At 73.4% G+C, this 18,262-nt stretch carries 15 protein-coding genes; 8 read left to right on the top strand and 7 right to left on the bottom strand.

The window, feature by feature from the left end; genetic code table 11:
- Positions 1 to 10: 10 nt before the first annotated feature.
- The 3 genes from AB0A69_RS02715 to rsmH all read right to left on the bottom strand — a co-directional run bounded on the left by AB0A69_RS02715 (position 11) and on the right by rsmH (position 3,434).
- Positions 11 to 1,966, bottom strand: a complete 1,956-nt coding sequence (locus tag AB0A69_RS02715; protein ID WP_361414542.1) for a penicillin-binding protein 2 — start codon at positions 1,964 to 1,966, stop codon at positions 11 to 13.
- A gap of 3 nt (positions 1,967 to 1,969) precedes the next feature.
- Positions 1,970 to 2,380 carry a septum formation initiator family protein gene (locus tag AB0A69_RS02710; protein ID WP_361414540.1) on the bottom strand — a complete coding sequence of 137 codons (411 nt, stop codon included), beginning with the start codon at positions 2,378 to 2,380 and terminating at the stop codon, positions 1,970 to 1,972.
- Positions 2,381 to 2,468: 88 nt separating this feature from the next.
- Positions 2,469 to 3,434, bottom strand: a complete 966-nt coding sequence (gene rsmH / locus AB0A69_RS02705; RefSeq protein WP_361414538.1) for a 16S rRNA (cytosine(1402)-N(4))-methyltransferase RsmH — start codon at positions 3,432 to 3,434, stop codon at positions 2,469 to 2,471.
- A 373-nt stretch (positions 3,435 to 3,807) separates the two neighbouring features.
- Between rsmH and AB0A69_RS02700 the strand changes: the two genes are divergently transcribed.
- The 4 genes from AB0A69_RS02700 (at position 3,808) to AB0A69_RS02685 (ending at position 9,527) form a co-directional block, all read left to right on the top strand.
- A complete protein-coding gene (locus tag AB0A69_RS02700; RefSeq protein ID WP_361414536.1) occupies positions 3,808 to 4,371 on the top strand; it encodes a carbonic anhydrase in 564 nt (187 codons plus the stop codon).
- A gap of 247 nt (positions 4,372 to 4,618) precedes the next feature.
- Entirely contained in the window at positions 4,619 to 5,707 is a 1,089-nt protein-coding gene (locus tag AB0A69_RS02695; RefSeq protein ID WP_361414534.1) for a MoxR family ATPase, read from the top strand.
- Complete coding sequence (locus AB0A69_RS02690) at positions 5,707 to 7,098, top strand: DUF58 domain-containing protein (protein ID WP_361414532.1); 1,392 nt, start codon at positions 5,707 to 5,709, stop codon at positions 7,096 to 7,098. The genes AB0A69_RS02695 and AB0A69_RS02690 overlap by 1 nt, the downstream gene beginning before the upstream one ends.
- The gene (locus AB0A69_RS02685; protein ID WP_361414530.1) at positions 7,095 to 9,527 is read left to right on the top strand and encodes a DUF3488 and transglutaminase-like domain-containing protein; all 2,433 of its coding nucleotides are present in this window, start codon (positions 7,095 to 7,097) and stop codon (positions 9,525 to 9,527) included. The genes AB0A69_RS02690 and AB0A69_RS02685 overlap by 4 nt, the downstream gene beginning before the upstream one ends.
- 114 nt (positions 9,528 to 9,641) lie before the next feature.
- On the opposite strand, the gene AB0A69_RS02680 is transcribed toward AB0A69_RS02685, so the two are convergent.
- From AB0A69_RS02680 to AB0A69_RS02670, 3 genes are all read right to left on the bottom strand, one after another.
- Positions 9,642 to 10,037 carry a DUF3040 domain-containing protein gene (locus AB0A69_RS02680; RefSeq protein WP_361414528.1) on the bottom strand — a complete coding sequence of 132 codons (396 nt, stop codon included), beginning with the start codon at positions 10,035 to 10,037 and terminating at the stop codon, positions 9,642 to 9,644.
- Positions 10,038 to 10,303: 266 nt separating this feature from the next.
- Entirely contained in the window at positions 10,304 to 11,062 is a 759-nt protein-coding gene (locus tag AB0A69_RS02675) for a methyltransferase (protein WP_361414526.1), read from the bottom strand.
- Positions 11,063 to 11,127: 65 nt separating this feature from the next.
- Positions 11,128 to 11,619, bottom strand: a complete 492-nt coding sequence (locus AB0A69_RS02670) for an SAV_6107 family HEPN domain-containing protein (protein WP_361414524.1) — start codon at positions 11,617 to 11,619, stop codon at positions 11,128 to 11,130.
- Positions 11,620 to 12,068: 449 nt separating this feature from the next.
- On the opposite strand from AB0A69_RS02670, the gene AB0A69_RS02665 reads away from it, so the two are divergent.
- From AB0A69_RS02665 to AB0A69_RS02650, 4 genes are all read left to right on the top strand, one after another.
- Positions 12,069 to 12,776, top strand: a complete 708-nt coding sequence (locus AB0A69_RS02665; protein WP_361415181.1) for an ATP-binding cassette domain-containing protein — start codon at positions 12,069 to 12,071, stop codon at positions 12,774 to 12,776.
- The gene (locus AB0A69_RS02660) at positions 12,748 to 14,835 is read left to right on the top strand and encodes a YhgE/Pip domain-containing protein (protein WP_361414522.1); all 2,088 of its coding nucleotides are present in this window, start codon (positions 12,748 to 12,750) and stop codon (positions 14,833 to 14,835) included. The genes AB0A69_RS02665 and AB0A69_RS02660 overlap by 29 nt, the downstream gene beginning before the upstream one ends.
- 23 nt (positions 14,836 to 14,858) lie before the next feature.
- Positions 14,859 to 15,470, top strand: a complete 612-nt coding sequence (locus tag AB0A69_RS02655; RefSeq protein ID WP_361414520.1) for a TetR/AcrR family transcriptional regulator — start codon at positions 14,859 to 14,861, stop codon at positions 15,468 to 15,470.
- A 357-nt stretch (positions 15,471 to 15,827) separates the two neighbouring features.
- Positions 15,828 to 17,345 carry an NAD(P)/FAD-dependent oxidoreductase gene (locus AB0A69_RS02650; RefSeq protein WP_361414518.1) on the top strand — a complete coding sequence of 506 codons (1,518 nt, stop codon included), beginning with the start codon at positions 15,828 to 15,830 and terminating at the stop codon, positions 17,343 to 17,345.
- A gap of 42 nt (positions 17,346 to 17,387) precedes the next feature.
- Here the strand turns inward: AB0A69_RS02650 and AB0A69_RS02645 are convergent, their stop codons facing one another.
- A complete protein-coding gene (locus AB0A69_RS02645; protein WP_361414516.1) occupies positions 17,388 to 18,245 on the bottom strand; it encodes a hypothetical protein in 858 nt (285 codons plus the stop codon).
- Between the last annotated feature and the right edge of the window lie 17 nt (positions 18,246 to 18,262).

Raw genomic sequence — 18,262 nt, 5'->3', positions numbered from 1 at the left:
TCCCGTCGGCTCACTCGCCGGGTTTGAAGGTGACCGGCAGCCGGGGGGGCGCTTCGCCGGTCGGGGGGACTTGCAGGGTCTTGAGGGCGAATTCCATGACCTTCTTGTAGATGGGGCCGCAGATCTGGCCGCCGAAGTAGCTGCCCCTGGTGGGGTTCTGGATGGCGCAGTAGACCGTGACGCGTGGTTTGTCGGCGGGCGCGAAGCCGGCGAAGGAGGCGGTGTAGCCCTTGTACCGGCCGAGTTGGGGGTCGACGCGGTTGGCGGTGCCGGTCTTCCCGGCGACGCGGTAGCCGGGGATCGCGGCCTTGGTGCCGGTGCCCTCCTCGTCGCCGACGACCGACTCCAGCATCGCGGCCAGCGTCCTGGCGGTCTTCTCGCTGACGACCCGGGTCTCCTCGGGGGCGGGCGCCGGGGTGAACCGGCCGTCGGGGCCCTTGGTGCCGCGTACCAGGGTGGGGGCCACGCGTACGCCCCCGTTGGCGATGGTCGAGTAGACGGACGCCGCCTGCATGGCGTTGACCGACAGGCCCTGCCCGAAGGGGATCGTGTACTGCTGCGAGGTCGACCAGTCCTCCGGCTTGGCGAGGATGCCGGACGTCTCTCCGGGGTAGCCGAGCCCGGTGGGGCGGCCGATGCCGAACTTGCGCAGGTACGAGTGGAGGACGCGGTTCGCCTCGGCCTGGGTGTCGCCGAGCTGGCCGGTGGCCAGGATGGTGCCGATGTTGCTGGACTTGGCGAGGACGCCGTTGAGCGTCAGGTACCAGGTGGGGTGGTCGATGTCGTCCTTGAAGAGCCGGTCGCCGCGGTGCAGCCGGTTGGGGACGACGACGTGGGTCGAGGGCGTCGCCGCGCCCTCCTCCAGGACGGCGGCCATCGACATCACCTTGCTGGTGGAGCCGGGCTCGTACGCGTCCTGCAGGGCCGCGTTGCCCATGGCGGCGGAGTCGGCCTGGGAGAGGTCGTTGGGGTCGAAGCCGGGGGCGTTGGCCATGGCCAGGACCTCGCCGGTGCGGACGTCCTGCACGATGACGTAGCCGCGGTCCGCGCGGGAGGCCTCGACCTGCTCGGTGATGGCCTGCTGGGCGGCCCACTGGATGTCCCGGTCGATGGTCAGCTCGATGTCGGAGCCGGGGACGGCCGGGGTCTCGCGTGCGCCGGCGGTGGGCACCCGGCGGCCGCCGGACTGGGCGTAGGTGATCTCGCCGTCCTTGCCGGCCAGCTCCTTCTCGAGCATGGACTCCAGTCCTCCGCCGCCGCGGCCGTCGGACCTGACGTAGCCCAGTATCCCGGCGGCGAGGGTGCCGTTGGGGTACACGCGTGTGCTGCTGGGTTCGTTGAAGACGCCCGCGAGGACGCTGACGCCGGGGCCGCCCTTGGCCTTCTCGGCGCGGGCCTTCTCGGCGAAGACGTTCTTCAGGTCCTTGATCTGCTTCCACACCTGCGGCGTCTGGCGGCGGGCCAGCAGCGCGTAGCGGGACTTGGGCGCCTTGAGCTTCTTGACCAGCTCGGCGGGGTCCTTGCCGAGGATGGGCGCGAGGAGGGCGGCGGCCTGCTCGGGCGCGTCGGGGGCCTTGCTCTCCTCGGGCGTGAACATCTTGGGGTCGGCGGTGATGTCGTACGCGTCGACGCTGGCGGCCAGCGCGATGCCGGCGCGGTCGGTGATCTCACCGCGCTCGGCGGTGAGCTTGTGGCTGAGGTAGCGGTTCTTCCCCGCCTTGGCGGCGTACGCGTCGGCGTTGACGGCCTGGACCTGGAGGAGCCGTACGACGAACGTCAGCATCACCAGCGTCAGGCCGAGGCTGACCAGCCGCAGCCGGGGCCGGGGGCTGGCGAGCCGGACCGTACGCGGCTGGGGCCGGGACCGCGGCCGGGCGGGCCCCCTCGACGGGCGCGGGCGGCCCTGGGCGGGGCGCGCGGGGGCCGGCACACGCCGGCGCGGGGGCGGGGGCTGCGTCGGGGGCACTCGTCACCTGCCGGGGGTGTTCGGGTACGCGGGCGGCTGCGCGGGCGGGGCTCCGGCCGGGCTGGGCACGCCGCGGACGGTGCCGTCGGGGTCGAGGAAGACGGGGCTGCCGCCGGGCACCATGCCGAGCTCGCGTGCCCGCCGCTCCAGGGCGTCGGGGGCGGAACGGTCGTCCACGTCCCGCTGGAGTTCCTGTTCCTCGTCGGTGAGTTCGGTGGTCCTCTTCTTGAGTTCGCTGAGCTTGAAGGAGCCCTCGTTGAGGGAGGAGTTGAGCAGCAGCAGGGTGATCAGACCGCCGCCGAGGAGCAGCACGACCAGCAGGACGAAAGGGGTACGGGCGGCGGTACTGGGCCCGGACGGCATGAGCTGCGCGAGCCGCGCGGCCCGCCCCTTCAGAGGTCCCGCCTTGGTCACGTGTTCCTCTCCCTCGCTTCTCCGCCTGCTCGGCACAGAGGTGCGGCTTTCGTCGTCGTCCGCGGCCCGGCGGCCTCGCACGCGTCGCTCACAAAACGTCCTCCCTGATCCGTTCCGCCGCCCTGAACCGGGCGGGGGCTGCGCGGCGGTTCTCGGCGACCTCCTCCTCGGTGGGCAGCTCCGCGCCGCGGGTCAGCAGCTTCAGGCGCGGCTGGTACTGCTCGGGTACGACGGGCAGGCCGGGCGGTGCGGTGGTGGCGGCGCCCGCCGCGAAGACCTGCTTGACCAGCCGGTCCTCCAGCGAGTGGTACGACAGGACGGCGATCCGGCCGCCGACCGCGAGGGCCTTCACGGCGGCGGGGATGGCCCGTTCCAGGACCGACAGTTCGCCGTTGACCTCGATGCGCAGGGCCTGGAAGGTGCGCTTGGCGGGGTTGCCGCCGGTGCGCTTGGCGGCCTGCGGCAGGGCGTTGCGGATCAGCTCCACCAGCCGGGCGCTGTGGGTGAACGGTTCCTTCTCCCGCTCCCGCACGATCGCCGCCACGATCCGCTTGGCCTGCTTCTCCTCGCCGTACTGGCGCAGGATGCGGACCAGTTCGCCGGGCGGGTAGGTGTTGAGGACCTCGGCGGCGCTGATGCCGGTCGTCTGGTCCATGCGCATGTCGAGCGGGGCGTCCTGGGCGTACGCGAAGCCGCGGTCCGCCTCGTCGAGCTGCATGGAGGAGACGCCGAGGTCGAACAGGACGCCCTGGACGCGCGGGACCGAGAGGCGCTCGAGGACCTCGGGCAGCTCGTCGTAGACGGCGTGTACGAGGGTGGCGCGGTCGCCGAACTTCGCGAGCCGCTCGCCGGAGAGCCGCAGCGCCTCGGTGTCCCGGTCCAGGGCGATCAGCCGTGCCTCGGGGAAGCGGGTCAGCAGTGCCTCGCTGTGGCCGCCGAGGCCGAGGGTGCAGTCGACGACCACGGCGCCCGGCTTCCCCAGGGCGGGGGCCAGCATGTCCAGGCACCGCCGGAGCATCACCGGGACGTGTCGGCTCTCGCTGCGCTCGCTCATGCGCCCTCTCAGATCCGGCGCGGCCGTACGCGCTGCCGGGCCGGCGCCGGGTCGGGCGTCGGCCGACCCGGTGAGCGGGAGGAGGCCGAGCCGTACGTACCGCCGCACACGCGGGGGAGAAACTGCGGAATTCTCTGGGATTCGCTCAATGTCTCCGTGAACTTCGCGTCACTTTAGTCCACTCCCCCGCCCGGTCAATCAACCGGGCAGCGCGTCGCACGGCCCGTCCGCGCAAGGGGGCCATTCCCGGACAGCTCACCCGTACGGGGCCAATCCCCTCACCCCTGTGGGGTAGCTCACAAAAGATGCGTTGACGCTCTTTGTCCCATCTCACCACCGCTGCCCGTCCGCTGTGACGGTTAACGTCGGTGACATGTCGACTTCTGCGCACTCCTCGACCCGCGATGTACGTACCGCCGGCACGGTCACCGACCGTCTCGTCGAGGCGAACGAGCGCTACGCCGCCGACTTCAAGGACCCCGGGATGGACGCGCGGCCCGTGCTCCAGGTCGCCGTGGTCGCCTGCATGGACGCCCGCCTCGACCTGCACGCCGCGCTCGGCCTGGAGCTGGGCGACTGCCACACCATCCGCAACGCCGGCGGCGTGGTCACCGACGACGTGATCCGCTCGCTCACCATCAGCCAGCGCGCGCTCGGCACCCGCAGCGTGATGCTGGTGCACCACACGGGCTGCGGCCTGGAGATCCTGACCGAGGAGTTCCGGCAGGAGCTGGAGACCGAGGTCGGGCAGCGGCCGACGTGGGCCGTCGAGTCGTTCCGCGACGTCGACCAGGACGTGCGGCAGTCGATGCAGCGGGTGCGCACGTCGCCGTTCCTGCTGCACACCGACGACGTGCGCGGCTTCGTGTTCGACGTGCACACGGGTCTGCTGCGCGAGATCGACGCCGCCGCCGACACCGCTGCCGCCGCTTCCTGACCGGGCCCCCGGCGCGTCTCCGCGCCTTCGGGCAGCTCCGCGAATTTCTGCGAATTTTCGCGGCCCGGCACTACCCGAAAGCACCGCAACCTCCGACATATCGACCGTGGTTATCCACAGGCCGACGGTGGCCGAGTGACAGCCACGGGCAAGGCCAACAACAATGCGGGGTGACACCTTCGCTGAATGGTTCGGAGACGGTGTCCGTGTTTCAAGGGTGGGCCGGGCCGTCAGCCGCGCACGGCCCATGGAACGGGCCGAGGAGGGCCGGGTGACGACCTATGACGATCGTTATGACGATCGAGCGAGCCTCACAGATCTGACCGCCACAGCGGAGCGTGTCCGCAGGTCGGTCGAGGCTGTGATCGAGGGCAAGCCTGAGGTCGTACGGCTTTCGCTGACCGTGCTGCTCGCCGAGGGGCACCTCCTCATCGAGGACGTGCCCGGCGTCGGCAAGACCATGCTGGCCAAGGCGCTGGCGCGGTCCATCGACTGTTCGGTCCGGCGTATCCAGTTCACGCCCGACCTGCTGCCCTCGGACATCACCGGTGTCTCGATATACGACCAGCAGCGCCGCGACTTCGAGTTCAAGCCGGGAGCGATCTTCGCGCAGATCGTGATCGGCGACGAGATCAACCGCGCCTCGCCGAAGACCCAGTCCGCGCTGCTGGAGTCGATGGAGGAGCGCCAGGTCACCATCGACGGACAGACCTACGAACTGCCCAGCCCCTTCATGGTGGTGGCCACGCAGAACCCGGTGGAGATGGAGGGCACCTATCCGCTGCCCGAGGCGCAGCGCGACCGCTTCATGGCACGCGTCTCGATGGGCTACCCCAGCCCCGAGGCCGAGCTGGCGATGCTCGACGTCCACGGCGCCGTGTCGCCGCTCGACGACCTCCAGCCGGTGGCGCACGCGCACGACATCGTGAAGCTCGTCGACGCGGTCCGGTCGGTCCATGTCGCCGAGGCCGTCCGGCGGTACGCCGTGGAGCTGGTCTCCGCGACCCGCAGCCACCCGGAGCTCCGGCTCGGCGCCTCGCCGCGCGCCACGCTGCACCTGCTGCGCGCCGCCAAGGCCTCGGCCGCGCTCCAGGGCCGGGACTACGCCCTGCCGGACGACGTCCAGGCGCTGGCCGTCGCGGTCCTGGCGCACCGGCTGCTGCCGACCGCGCAGGCGCAGCTGAACCGGCGCACCTCCGAGCAGGTGGTGCTGGAGATACTCCAGCGCATCCCGGTGCCGACGGCCGCCCCGCAGCCGGCCGCCCCGGCTCCGATGCCGGGTGCCGGTCCGGCCCCGCTCTACGGCCGGCAGCAGCCCGGCGTACGGCGGCTTTGATGGCGGCCTCCGGGCCCGCCGCCGACGGCGCGGGCACGGGCGGCGACAGCAGGGGCGGGGAGAGCAGAGGCGGCGGGGCACGGGCCGCCCTCGCCGGGCTGACCACGCGCGGCCGGTCGTTCCTCGCGGCCGGTGTCGCGGCGGTGATCTGCGCCTATGTGCTGGGCCAGGGCGACCTGCTGCGGGTCGGGCTGCTGCTCGCCGTGCTGCCGCTGGTGTGCGTGGTCGTGCTCTACCGCACCCGCTACCGGGTGGTGGCCGGACGGCGGCTCAGCCCCCAGCGGGTTCCCGCCGGGGCGGAGGCGCGGGTGCACCTGCGCATGGACAACGTCTCGCGGCTGCCCACCGGGCTGCTGATGCTCCAGGACCACGTGCCGTACGTGCTGGGGCCGCGGCCCCGGTTCGTACTGGACCGGGTCGAGGCGGGCGGGCGCCGCGAGGTGTCGTACCGGGTCCGCTCCGACCTGCGCGGCCGCTATCCGCTGGGGCCGTTGCAGCTGCGGCTGAACGACCCGTTCGGCATGTGCGAGCTGACCCGTTCGTTCAGCGCCTACGACACACTCACGGTCGTACCGCGCACGGAACCGCTGCCGCTGGTGCGGCTGGCGGGTGACGCGCCGGGGTACGGCGACGGGCGGCAGCGCGCGCTGGCGGTGGCCGGCGACGACGACGTCATCCCGCGCGAGTACCGCTACGGCGACGACCTGCGGCGGGTGCACTGGCGCTCCACCGCCCGCTACGGCGAGCTGATGGTGCGGCGCGAGGAGCAGCCGCACCGGGCCAGGTGCACGGTGCTGCTGGACACCCGCGCCGTGGCGTACCAGGGCGGCGGGCCGGACTCGGCCTTCGAGTGGGCGGTCACGGGCGCGGCCTCCGTGCTGGTGCACATGCTGGAGCGGGGCTTCGAGGTGCGGCTGCTGACGGACACCGGGAGCCCGCTGCCCGGTGAGGGCTCGGACGGCTTCGTCGGTGCCACGCAGGACTCGGCGGACGCCGCCGGGCTGCTGATGGACACGCTCGCGATCGTGGACCACTCCGACGGCCTGGGCCTGTCGCGCGCGTACGACGTGCTGCGCCTCGGGAGCGAGGGGCTGCTGGTCGCCTTCGTCGGCGACCTCGACGAGGAGCAGGCGGCGGTGGCCGCCCGGATGCGGCAGCGCAGCGGCGCGGCGGTCGCCTTCGTCCTCGACAGCGGCGCCTGGCTGTCCGGCGGCGAGGTGCCGAGGACCGCCGAGGACAGCGTGCGCCGTCTGTCCGAGGCGGGGTGGACCGCGCTGGCCGTGGCGCCGGGTGCGTCGCTGGCCGGCCTGTGGCGGCTCGCCGGGCACACGCGGATGGAGTCGGGCGCGCCGGGCGGCGGCACGACAGGGTCTTCAGGGGGTTGGTCATGAGCGGTCGCGCGAGGCTGGCGCTGTGCGCGTACGCCGCCACGCTGATGGCGTCGGGTGCGCTGCTGCCGCTGGTGATCCAGGTCGGCTGGTTCGTGCAGGCGGCGCTGCTGCTGGCGGTCCTGAGCGGGGCGGGCGCGCTGGTGCGGCGGTTCACGCCGGCCAGGGCGCTGACCCTGGCGGCCCAGGTCGTGCTGGCCGTGCTGACGCTGACGGTGGTCTTCGCCCGCGAGCAGGCGGTGGCCGGTGTGCTGCCGGGACCGGAGGCGGTCCAGCGGCTCGCCGCGCTGCTGCAGGCCGGCGCCGAGGACGTCGGGCAGTACGCGACGCCCGCGCCCGCGACCGACGGCATCCGGCTGATGCTGATCGGCGGGGTGCTGCTGATCGGGCTGGCGGTGGACGCGCTGGCGGTGACGTTCCGCAGCGCCGCTCCCGCGGGGCTGCCGCTGCTCGCGCTGTACTCGGTGGCCGCCGGCCTGTCCGACGGCGGTTCCACCTGGCCGTGGTTCCTGCTGGCCGCCTCCGGCTATCTGCTGCTCCTGCTGGCGGAGGGCCGGGACCGGATCTCCCAGTGGGGCCGGGTCTTCGGCGGCGCGCCGGCGAAGCCGGCGGGGCGCGCCGGGACCGGATTCCCGGTGTCGGGCGGCGGTACCGCTCCGGTGCGTACGGGGCGGCGGATCGGCGTGGTGGCCCTCGGTATCGCGCTGGTGGTGCCGGCCGCGCTGCCCTCGCTCAGCGGCGGGTTGCTGGCCGAGGCGGGCACCGGCGGGAGCGGGGGCGGCGGGGGCACGATATCCGCGGTCAACCCGCTGGTGTCGCTGCAGAACGACCTGAACCAGCCGGAGGACCGGGAGGTGCTGCGCTACCGCACCAACGCCCCGGACTCCTCGGACATGTACCTGCGGATGGTGACGCTCGACCGGTTCGACGGCACCTCCTGGAAGTCGTCGGAGCGCAGGGTCGGGGACGTGCCGGAGCAGCTGCCCCGGCCGCAGGGGCTCGGCTATGACGTCGAGACGTCGTCGGTGACCACCAACATCACGGCCGCCGACTCCTACGAGCAGAAGTGGCTGCCGTTGCCCTACCCGGCGACGGCCGTCGACATCGAGGGCCGCTGGAGGTACGAGCCGGAGGGGCGGATGCTCGTCGGGGACGACGGGCAGACCACCCGGGGCACGCAGTACTCCGTGACGAGTCTGGTCCTGAAACCGACGCCGAGCCGGCTGGCGAACGCGCCGGCGCCGCCGGAGTCGGTGGTGCGCGAGTACACGAGCGTGCCGGAGTCCCTGCCCGAGGACGTGCGGACGACCGCGCGGGAAGTGACCATGGGCGCGGGCAGCGACTACGAGCGGGCCGTGAAGCTGCAGGACTGGTTCGCCGTGGAAGGCGGGTTCACCTACGACACCGAGGTGGACTCGGGCACGGGCGTCGCCGCGGTCTCCCGGTTCCTGAGGGACAAGGAGGGCTTCTGCGTCCACTTCTCCTTCTCGATGGCGGCGATGGCCCGGACGCTGGGGATACCGGCGCGGGTGGCGGTCGGCTTCACGCCGGGGACGCAGCAGGGCGACGGTGTCATGTCCGTCGGCATACGCGACGCGCACGCCTGGCCGGAGCTGTACTTCGACGGCGTGGGCTGGCTCCGGTTCGAGCCGACGCCGACGCGGGGCACGGCGCCCGAGTACACCCGGCCGCAGGCGCCGTCGGGTGCGACGCCCACCCCGGCTCGGCCCGAAGCGAGCGCCTCCGCCGCGCCGTCGCCGACGCCCTCCTCGGACCCGAGCTGCACGCCCCGGATGCAGCGTCTGGACGAGTGCGGCGAGGCCGCGGCGCCGGGCGAACTGCCGCCCGCCGATCCGGGTACGCCGGTCGGGACGGTGCTGCTGGCCGCGCTCGGTGTGGTGGCGGTCGCGCTGATACCGCTGCTGCCGATGCTGTGGCGGACACGGGTCCGGGCACGGCGGCTGTCGTCGGGCGGACGCGGCGGCCGGACCGCCGAGGACGCGGGGGCCCGGACGCTGGCGGCCTGGCGGGAGGTCATCGACACGGCCTGGGACCACGGCATCGTCCCGGACGAGTCGCGCACGCCCCGCAGCACGGCCGAGCGCGTCGTGCGCCTGGGCGGGCTGGAAGGCGGCCCGGCCGAGGCGGTGCACCGGATGGCGAGCGCGGTGGAGCAGGTGCTCTACGCCCCGTGGCCGCGCCCCGCGAGCGGGCTCGCCGAGGACGCCGCCCGGGTGCGGAGCGGGCTGCGGGCCGCGCTCGGCCCGGCGGCCCGTCTGCGCGCGACGCTGCTGCCGCGCTCAGCCGTCCGGGTGCTGTGGGCGGTCTCGGAGCGCTGGGCGACGGTCATGGACCGGTGGGCGGCGAGCCGCCGCCGGGTGGCCGACCGGTGGTCGGCCCTGCTGCGCCGGCCGTCCCGGCAGCGCGGCTGAGCCGGGGCCGATAGCACGGATACGGATACGGGTGAGGGGTGACCGCTGGGAAGCGGTCACCCCTCACCCGTGGAAGAAGCGCGTGGAGTCGGACGAGTGATGTCTGCGGCGCGCTCAGTGGCCCTGCTCGTCGCGGCGGCGCTGCCACCGCTCTTCGATCCGGTCCATCATCGAGCGGCGCTGCCGGGGCTGCCGGCCCGGGGCCGCGCCTCCTGGTGACTGCTGCTGCTCGCCGGGCTTGGGCGCCTTGCGCCAACCGGTGACCGCCAGGACCGCACAGCCGAGCATGACGAGAAAACCCACCACGCTGATCCAGATTTGCTGGGCGACCATTCCGGCCATGAGGAGCGCGATACCCACCAAGAAGCCGGCGACCGCCTGGTAGACCCGTCGCCGGGTGTACGTACGCAGCCCGCTTCCCTCGAGCGCTGTCGCGAACTTGGGATCTTCGGCGTACAGCGCTCGCTCCATCTGCTCGAGCATTCGCTGCTCGTGCTCCGAGAGCGGCACGGAGTCCTCCTCGTCGTCGGTCGCGGGGGGCGACCGGTATGCGGCCCTTTCAGGATAGGCAGGGAATCGCCCCCGTGAAACCCGCCCTCAATGCCAAATCACCGATCGGGCCGCCATGCCGGTTCGGCTGGTGAGGCGTTGATTCCCCGTCCTCCGAACCGTCATGCCGGATGGTGTCCCTCGATCATACGGGGATCCGGCGGCGATCGGGGGGCCTGTGACGTACTCCGTCCGCCGCTGCTCCGCTGATCAGCCCGTTGCCCGCGTCAGCCGCGCTTTTCACCCAGGACGTGCAGCTGGGTGGCGACCGACTGGAAGGCGGGCAGTTCGGCGGCGGCGGCTTCCAGCCGGAGCAGCGCCTCCAGGGCGCCGGGCTCGGTGTCCACGAGCACGCCGGGGACCAGATCGGCGAAGACGCGCACGCCGTGGACCGCGCCGACCTCCACACCGGCGGCCTCGACGGCCTCGGTGAGCTGGTCGACGGTGAAGCGGCGGGGCACCGGGTCGCCCTCGCCCCAGCGGCCGGCCGGGTCGGTCAGCGCGTGGCGGGCCTCGGTGAAGTGGCCGGCGAGCGCGCGGGCCAGGACGGCGCCGCCCAGGCCGGCGGCGAGCAGGCTCAGCGCACCGCCCGGGCGCAGGGCCTCGACCGCGTGGCGCACGCCCTCCGCCGGATCGTCGACGTACTCCAGGACGCCGTGGCACAGCACCGCGTCGTAGCCGCCGCGCTCGACGACGTCGAACAGGCCGTGGATGTCGCCCTGGACGCCGTTGACCCGGTCGGCGACCCCCGCCTCGGCGGCGCGGCGCTCCAGGGCGAACAGGGCGTTGGGGCTGGGGTCGACGACGGTGACGCGGTGGCCGAGGCGGGCCACGGGCACGGCGAAGTTGCCACTGCCGCCACCGGTGTCGAGGACGTCCAGGCTGTCCTTCCCGGCCGCCTTGACCCTGCGGTCAAGGGCGTCCTCGAGAACGTCCCACACCACGGCGGTACGAAGGGAGGCGCGGGGGCGCTGCGGGTCCGACACGGCAGTTGACTCCTCGGGAGGGTTGCGAACGCATCCCACCCTATGGCCTCACGTGCGATCTTCGGTCACCCCTGGACGTCCTCCTCCCCCGGCCTTCCCGCTCGCGGACGCGGCAGGGCGGGCTGGAGCGCGAGCAGCCGCTCCACCAGGCGTATGAACACGGCGACGTCGCGGATCAGGTCGTCGGCGTCCCGGGCGCCGGCCGCGCCCGGTATCCCCGCTTCGGCGCGCGCCCTGCGGGCCGCTCCGGCGGCGAACAGGGCGCTCCACTCGTCCAGCTCGGGGGCGATCTCGGGCAGCACGTCCCAGGCGCTGCGGATCTGCTGCCGCTTGCGCGGGGTGGATTCGGGGCGCCCGCGCGCGGCGAGGACCGCGGCGGCGGTGCGCAGGGCGGCGAGATGGGCCGTGGCGTACCGCTCGTTGGGGCTGTCGAGGGAGCCCGCCTCGTCGAGTCCGGCGCGGGCCTTGGCGAGCAGGTCGAGGGCGGCGGGCGGTGCGGAGGAGCGCCGCAGCACGGGGTGGACGTCGCGCGCTGCCGCGTTCGAGCTGCCGGGCATGACGAACCTCCTGTCGTCGCGTGACGGCGCTGTGGCCGTATGTGTCCATCGTGCAGGCCGCCACTGACAATCGCGCTGACCTGGGATTTTGCCTCGCGCGCACGTTCGCAGTAGTTTTTGCACTGACTGGTCAGTTCAAAATCTCTGGGGGAGGCCGCGTGGACAACGACGACGACCACGACGACGACCGGGACACCATGGAAAAGGCCGCCGGGACCGCCGAAGGCACCGAGGCCGCCGAAGCCACCGAGGCCACGGAGGTCGCGGAGAGCGCTCGGGCGGCCGAGGCCGAGAAGCCCGCCGAGACCGCCCCGGCGGCCCCGGCGGCCCCGGCGGCCCAGAAGGCTCAGAAGGCTCAGAAGGCCCCCACGACCCCGGCAGCCGCCACGGCCGGAAAGGCCGAGGCGGAGGCCGCGCGCGGCGCGGTCCTCCTCGCCGAGGGCCTGGGGATGAAAGGGCCCCGGGGGTGGGTCTTCCGGGGGGTGTCCGTGAAGGCGGAGCCCGGGGCGCTCATCACCATCGAGGGGCCGTCCGGCTCCGGTCGCACCTGCCTGCTGCTGGCCCTCACGGGCCGCATGCGCCCCACCGAAGGCCACGCCGAGGTCGGCGGCCTGCCGCTGCCCCGCAAGATGGCCGCCGTGCGCCGCGTCAGCGCGCTGGGGCACGTGCCCGGGGTCAGCGACCTCGACCCGGCGTTCACCGTCGCCGAGCACCTGCGGGAGCGCGCGCTGCTCCAGCGCCACTTCGACGCCTCGCCGCGGGCCCTGCTGCGCACCCTGCTGCGCCCGCGGGCCGAGCGCGCCGCCGCCTCCCGCGCCCGCATCGAAGCGGCGCTCCAGGCCGCCGGGCTGGACACGGCCGCGCTGCCCAAGGGCGAGCGCACCTCCGTCCGCGATCTGGAGCGGCTGGAGGCCCTGCGCCTGTCCGTCGCCCTCGCCCTCATCGGCGAACCGCGCCTGCTGGCCGTCGACGACACCGACCTCAAGCTCTCCGACGCCGACCGCGTCCAGGCCTGGTCGATGCTGCGGTCCATAGCCGCCGGCGGCACCACCGTGCTCGCCGTGTGCAGCGAGGCCCCCGGGAACACGATCACGATCCGCACCACCGAGTCCGAGGAGGGGGCGGCCGATGCGCTCGCCGAAACTGGCCGCGCTTGAGCTGAAGCGGTTCGGCAGGGGCAAGCTGCCGCGCGCCGCACTCGTCGCGATCCTGCTGCTGCCGCTCCTGTACGGCGCGCTGTACCTGTGGTCCTTCTGGGACCCGTACGGCAGGCTCGACAAGATCCCCGTGGCGCTCGTCAACGAGGACAAGGGCGCCACCGCCGACGGCAAGAAGCTCAACGCCGGCGACGAGATCACCGACAACCTGCGCGACAGCAAGGTCTTCGACTGGCACGAGGTGAGCGACGCCGAGGCTCGGGAGGGCGTGGAGGACGGCACGTACTACCTGTCGCTGACCATGCCGCACGACTTCAGCGAGCGGATCGCCTCCAGCTCCGGCGACTCGCCGGAGACGGGCGCCCTCCGGGTGCGTACGAACGACGCCAACAACTACATCGTCGGGCAGATCTCCCGGACGGTGTTCTCCGAGGTGCGCACCGCCGCCTCGACGAAGTCGTCCCGCTCCTTCCTCGACAAGATCTTCATCTCCTTCTCGGACATCCACGACGCGACCGAGAAGGCCGCCGAGGGCGCCGACCAGGTGAAGGAAGGCGTCGGCAAGGCCAAGAAGGGTTCCGAGGACCTGTCCAAGGGCCTGACGGACGCCAAGGAGGGCAGCGGCAAGCTGGCCGGCGGCCTGAAGGAGCTCGACAAGGGCGCGGGCCGGGTGGAGAACGGCGCCCGGGAGGTGGCGGACGGCACCCAGCAGCTGGCCGACAAGGTCAACGGCGTGGCCGCCGACGTCCGCCCGTACCTGAAGGACAACGGCAAGAAGATCGGCGACTCGGCCCGGCTGGTCTCCGACCTGTCGCAGGCCATGCGCCACAACCTCGACCTCATCGTGAAGACCGGCCCCACCGCGCGCGAGGGCGCCCACAAGGCGGCCGACGAGCTGGCGGCCATCCACAAGGAGCGCTGCGAGGACGCGACGCTGCCCGACCCGCAGCTGTGCCCGGCCATGGAGCGCGCGAAGGTCTCGGCCGCCGACGTGGCGAAGATCGCCGACGACCTCCACGAGCTGTCGAAGGACGGCAACGGCGACCTGAAGAAGCTGGACGCGCAGCTGGCCGACCTCCAGAAGAAGGCCGACGCCCTGGCCAAGCGGGCGCCGAACCTGGACAGCGACCTCGCGGACGCCGTCAAGAAGATCAACGAGCTCAACAAGGGCGCCCACGCGGTCGCCGAGGGCGCCGACAAGGTGCACTCCGGCGTGACGAGCGCCAAGACGGGATCCAGCGATCTCGACACGGGCGTCGGCAAGCTCAAGAAGGGCGCCGGGGAGCTCAGCGGCGGCCTGTTCAAGCTCGCCGACGGCTCCACCGAGCTCGCCGCCGGCCTCAACGACGGCGTCGACAAGATCCCGGACTACGACAAGGAGGCCCGGGACCGCCGCACCGAGGTGATGGCCGACCCGGTCAAGCTCGCTGCCCAGTCGCTGCACAAGGCGGACAACTACGGCACCGGCTTCGCCCCGTACTTCATCCCGCTCTCCCTCTGGGTGGGCGCCATGGTGGCGTACATGCTGATCCAGCCGCTCAACCGGCGCGCCCTCGCCGCCGGTGCCTCCGCCTGGCGGATCGCACTGGCCGGCTGGCTCCCGGTCGCCACCATCGGCCTCCTCCAGGTGGCCGCCCTGATGTCCGTCCTGCACTGGGGCCTGGGTCTGAAGATGGCCAACGCCGCGCTGACGGTGGCCTTCCTGGCCCTGGTCACCTGCTGCTTCGCGGCGATCATCCAGTGGCTGAACGCCCGCTTCGGCGCGGCCGGCCGGATCCTGGTGCTGGCGCTGCTGATGCTCCAGCTGACCTCCGCGGGGGGCACGTACCCCGTACAGACCAGCCCGGGCTTCTTCAACGCGATCCACCCCTTCCTGCCGATGAGCTACGTCGTCGAGGCGCTGCGCCGCCTCATCACGGGCGGCGGCCTGGGCCCGGTCTGGCAGGCCTCCGCGGTCCTGGCGGCCTTCACCCTGGGCGCGCTGGCGCTGACGGCCGTCTCCGCCCGTCGCAAGCAGGTGTGGAGCCTGGACCGGCTTCACCCGGAGCTGACACTGTGACCGGTCCTGTGAGAATCGACGCCATGGACACCCAGAGCAGCCGACGGCAGGCCACCCGTACCAAGTTGTACGAGGCCGCCGTGACCCTCATCGCCGAGCAGGGCTTCTCGGCGACGACGGTGGACGAGATCGCGGAACGGGCCGGGGTGGCCAAGGGCACCGTCTACTACAACTTCAAGAGCAAGACGGAGCTCTTCGAGGAGCTGCTGCGGCACGGGGTCGGTCTGCTCACGGCCTCCCTGCGGGCCGCCGCCGACGAGACGGCGGCCCGCGGCGGGACGAGGGTCGAGGCGCTGGACGCGATGATCCGCGCGGGTCTGGTCTTCATCGAGCGCTACCCGTCCTTCACCCAGCTGTACGTGGCCGAACTGTGGCGCACCAACCGGGCCTGGCAGTCCACCCTCCTGGTGGTGCGCCAGGAGGCGGTGGCCGTCGTCGAGGGGGTCCTGCGGGAGGCCGTGGCGGCCGGTGAGCTGAGCGAGGAGATCGACGTCTCGCTGACGGCGGCCGCGCTGGTCGGGATGGTGCTGGTGGCGGCGCTGGACTGGCGGGCGTTCCAGAGCGAGCGCTCCATCGACGACGTCCACGCGGCGCTGTCCCGGCTGCTGCACGGGCGCGTGAGCGGACGCGGATAGCAGTCCGACAGCAGGAGCAGGTAACGCGGAAGCCGGTCCGGATGGGCTCGATCCCCCCGAGCCCGCCCGAACCGGCGTTTCCCCCGTGTCCCCCGTTCTTCCCCCGTCCCCCGTGTCCCCCGTACTCCCCCGTGCGTTCCCCCGGTTCCCCGTTCCGGCAGGTGCGCGGGTGCCGTTCCGCCGCCCCGTGTCGGCGGTGCGGGACCCGCGCCCCTTCCGTGGTCTCCACTCTTCCGTCCCGGCGGGTCGGGCCCCATCCGCGTCCCTACTCATCTCGCCGCCTAGGTACGGGTACTCAGACCTCCGCGTTCATGCCCAGACGCGGCGCTGTCAGAGGGGCCGGATATGGTCCCTGACATGGCACGGATTGCGGTGATCGGCGCCGGGATGGGCGCCATGGCGGCGGCGGCCCGGCTGGCCGTCGCGGGCCACCGGGTGACGGTGTACGAGCGGACGGCGACGTACGGCGGCGCGGTGGGCCGGTTCGAGCGCGACGGCTTCGCCTTCGACACCGGCCCCGGCCTGCTGCACCTGCCCGCGGTCTACCGGGACCTGTTCGTCAAGACGGGCAAGGAGCCGCTGGAGCGGTGCGTCGAGATGACCCAGGTGGACCCGGCCGTCCGGCACGTCTTCGCCGACGGCACGGCGGTCTCCCTGCCGAACGCGTCGCGCGCGGGTGTCGTCTCGGCGCTGGACGCGGCGCTCGGCGCGGGGGCGGGCGAGCGGTGGGGCGACTTCCTCACGCGTGCGCGGGACGCCTGGGACCGCTCGCGGCGCCCGCTGCTGGAGGAGCCGCTGCCGGCCGACGTGTCGCCGTTCCGCCGCGACCCGTACCCGGCGCTGAAGACCGGGCTGCTGCGCCGGGCGGCGACGACGCTCGCCGAGGTGGGCGGCCGGGAGCTGCGCGACCCCCGGCTGGCGGCGCTGCTGGAGAGCTACGCCCTCGCCTACGGCTTCGATCCGGCCACCGCGCCCGCCTCCGCCGCCGTCCTGCCGTACATGGAGCAGACCTTCGGCAGCTGGTACGTGACGGGCGGCATCCGGGCGCTGGCCGACGCCGTGTACGAGCGCTGCCGGGCCCGCGGGGTCGACTTCGTCTTCGGCACCGAGGTCACGGGGGTGGTGGCGGAGGGCGGCCGTGCCGCGGGCCTGGAACTGGCCGACGGGACCCGGGTGGACGCGGACCAGGTGGTGGCGGGCGCGCCCGTGCCCGCGCTCTACCGGGACCAGGTCCTGGAGTGGGAGGGCCAGGACGAGTGGCCGCGCCACCAGGAGGCGGTGCGCACCGGACGGGTGACCCTGTGCCTCGCCCTGCGCGGGGCGCGGCCCGCCGACGCGGTGCACCGGACGGTGGTGCACTCCACCGACCGCGCGGACGAGCTGGACGGCCTCGCGCACGGCCGGCTCTGCGAGCGGCCGACGGTGACGGTGCTGCGGCCCGACGACGCGCGGCTGCGTCCGGACGAGGGCCATGAGGCGATCACGGTCACCGCGACCGTCGCCGCGGGCGGCGCCTGGTCCTCGGACAACCTGTGGGGCGAAGGCGGAGCGGACACGGCGGTGAGCGCCTTCGCCGACCGGATGCTCCAGGCCGCGGAGGCCGCCGTACCAGGGTTGCGGGAGCGGCTGCTGTGGCGGGAGGTGCGCACCCCGGCGGACACCTTCCGGGAGACGGGCACGTACCGGGTGCCGGGCCCGGCGCTGGCGGGCGCGGGCGGCCGGCTGCTTCCGGCGGCGAACGCGGCGCCGCTGCCGGGGCTCCACTTCGCCGGGGGCTGGGCGCACCCGGGCGGCGGGCTGGCGCACGCCGGGATGTCCGGCGCCCTGGTGGCGGGGCTGATCGTGGAGGGCGCCGCCTTCCGCGGCTCCCGGTAGCGGGGCGCGGGTGGCGGCGCCCCGGGGCAGTGCCCCCGGGCCTCAGTAGCGGTACTGCGGGTCGTTCGGGTCGTAGCCGTACGGGGACGGCTGCCCGGGCGGCGGCGGGGGGTACTGCCCCTCCGCGTCGCGCTGCTGCGGCACCCACACACCGCCGGGGGGCGTGTCGCCGCCGTACTGCCCGGTGTAGGGGTCGGCGTAGGGCTGCTGGCCGCCGTAGCCGTCGTACGCGCCGTACGGCTGGGAACCGGGCACGGGCCCGGCGGCGCTGGGGCCGATGTACGGGTCGGAGTAGGTGGCGTACTGCTGCTGGCCGGTGCCGTAGTCGTACGAGGCGGTGTACGTGTACGCGTCCTGCTGGTCGTAGCCGGCCGGAGCGGGGCTCCCGAAGCCGGTGTCGTACGCGGGGGTCCGGTCGGCGGCACCGCCCGGGCCGTCGGCCTGGTCGGTGCCGTAGCCGGTGGGGCCGGTGTAGACGCCGTACTGCCCGGTCTCGTCCGGGAGCGGCTGCGGCTCGTAGACGGCCGTGGTCTCGGCGGGCCCGGCCTCGGGCGCCGACTCGGGCGTGTCGTACGCCACGTCCGTGACCTCCAGCGTGGGCCCGGCGGCGCTCCCCCCGCTGCGGCGACGGCGGCTCGCGCCGGGGCGGCCGCCGAGCGCCCAGCCGGTGGAGAAGCCGCGCCGGAAGGAGAGCGTGACGTACGTCTGGCCGACGGCGAACGCGAGCGCGCCCGCGATGATCACCGAGACGGAGGGCAGCAGCACCCCCAGCACCACGCCCAGGAAGCCGGCGAAGGCGAGCAGGCGCCACCGCAGCCGGGCCTTGTACTGCAGGAGCACTTCACCGAGCAGCCACAGCGCGACGATTCCGAACGCGATGTAGAGGACCGTCCAGCCCATGCCCGCCCCTCTCATAC

The organism is Streptomyces sp. NPDC045431, assembly GCF_040646655.1.
Lineage (GTDB): Bacteria > Actinomycetota > Actinomycetes > Streptomycetales > Streptomycetaceae > Streptomyces.
The sequence above is the reverse complement of the archived record's forward strand: the minus strand, read 5'-3'. Positions and strand labels throughout refer to the sequence as shown.

What these genes read in the sequence shown, in the direction of transcription:
- AB0A69_RS02700 (WP_361414536.1), top strand. Translation starts at nt 3,808, where the DNA reads ATGTCGACTTCTGCGCACTCCTCGACCCGCGATGTACGTACCGCCGGC.
- AB0A69_RS02645 (WP_361414516.1), bottom strand. Translation starts at nt 18,245, where the DNA reads ATGGGCTGGACGGTCCTCTACATCGCGTTCGGAATCGTCGCGCTGTGG.
- AB0A69_RS02665 (WP_361415181.1), top strand. Translation starts at nt 12,069, where the DNA reads ATGAAAGGGCCCCGGGGGTGGGTCTTCCGGGGGGTGTCCGTGAAGGCG.
- rsmH (WP_361414538.1), bottom strand. Translation starts at nt 3,434, where the DNA reads ATGAGCGAGCGCAGCGAGAGCCGACACGTCCCGGTGATGCTCCGGCGG.
- AB0A69_RS02655 (WP_361414520.1), top strand. Translation starts at nt 14,859, where the DNA reads ATGGACACCCAGAGCAGCCGACGGCAGGCCACCCGTACCAAGTTGTAC.
- AB0A69_RS02670 (WP_361414524.1), bottom strand. Translation starts at nt 11,619, where the DNA reads ATGCCCGGCAGCTCGAACGCGGCAGCGCGCGACGTCCACCCCGTGCTG.
- AB0A69_RS02685 (WP_361414530.1), top strand. Translation starts at nt 7,095, where the DNA reads ATGAGCGGTCGCGCGAGGCTGGCGCTGTGCGCGTACGCCGCCACGCTG.
- AB0A69_RS02660 (WP_361414522.1), top strand. Translation starts at nt 12,748, where the DNA reads ATGCGCTCGCCGAAACTGGCCGCGCTTGAGCTGAAGCGGTTCGGCAGG.
- AB0A69_RS02690 (WP_361414532.1), top strand. Translation starts at nt 5,707, where the DNA reads ATGGCGGCCTCCGGGCCCGCCGCCGACGGCGCGGGCACGGGCGGCGAC.
- AB0A69_RS02650 (WP_361414518.1), top strand. Translation starts at nt 15,828, where the DNA reads ATGGCACGGATTGCGGTGATCGGCGCCGGGATGGGCGCCATGGCGGCG.
- AB0A69_RS02695 (WP_361414534.1), top strand. Translation starts at nt 4,619, where the DNA reads ATGGAACGGGCCGAGGAGGGCCGGGTGACGACCTATGACGATCGTTAT.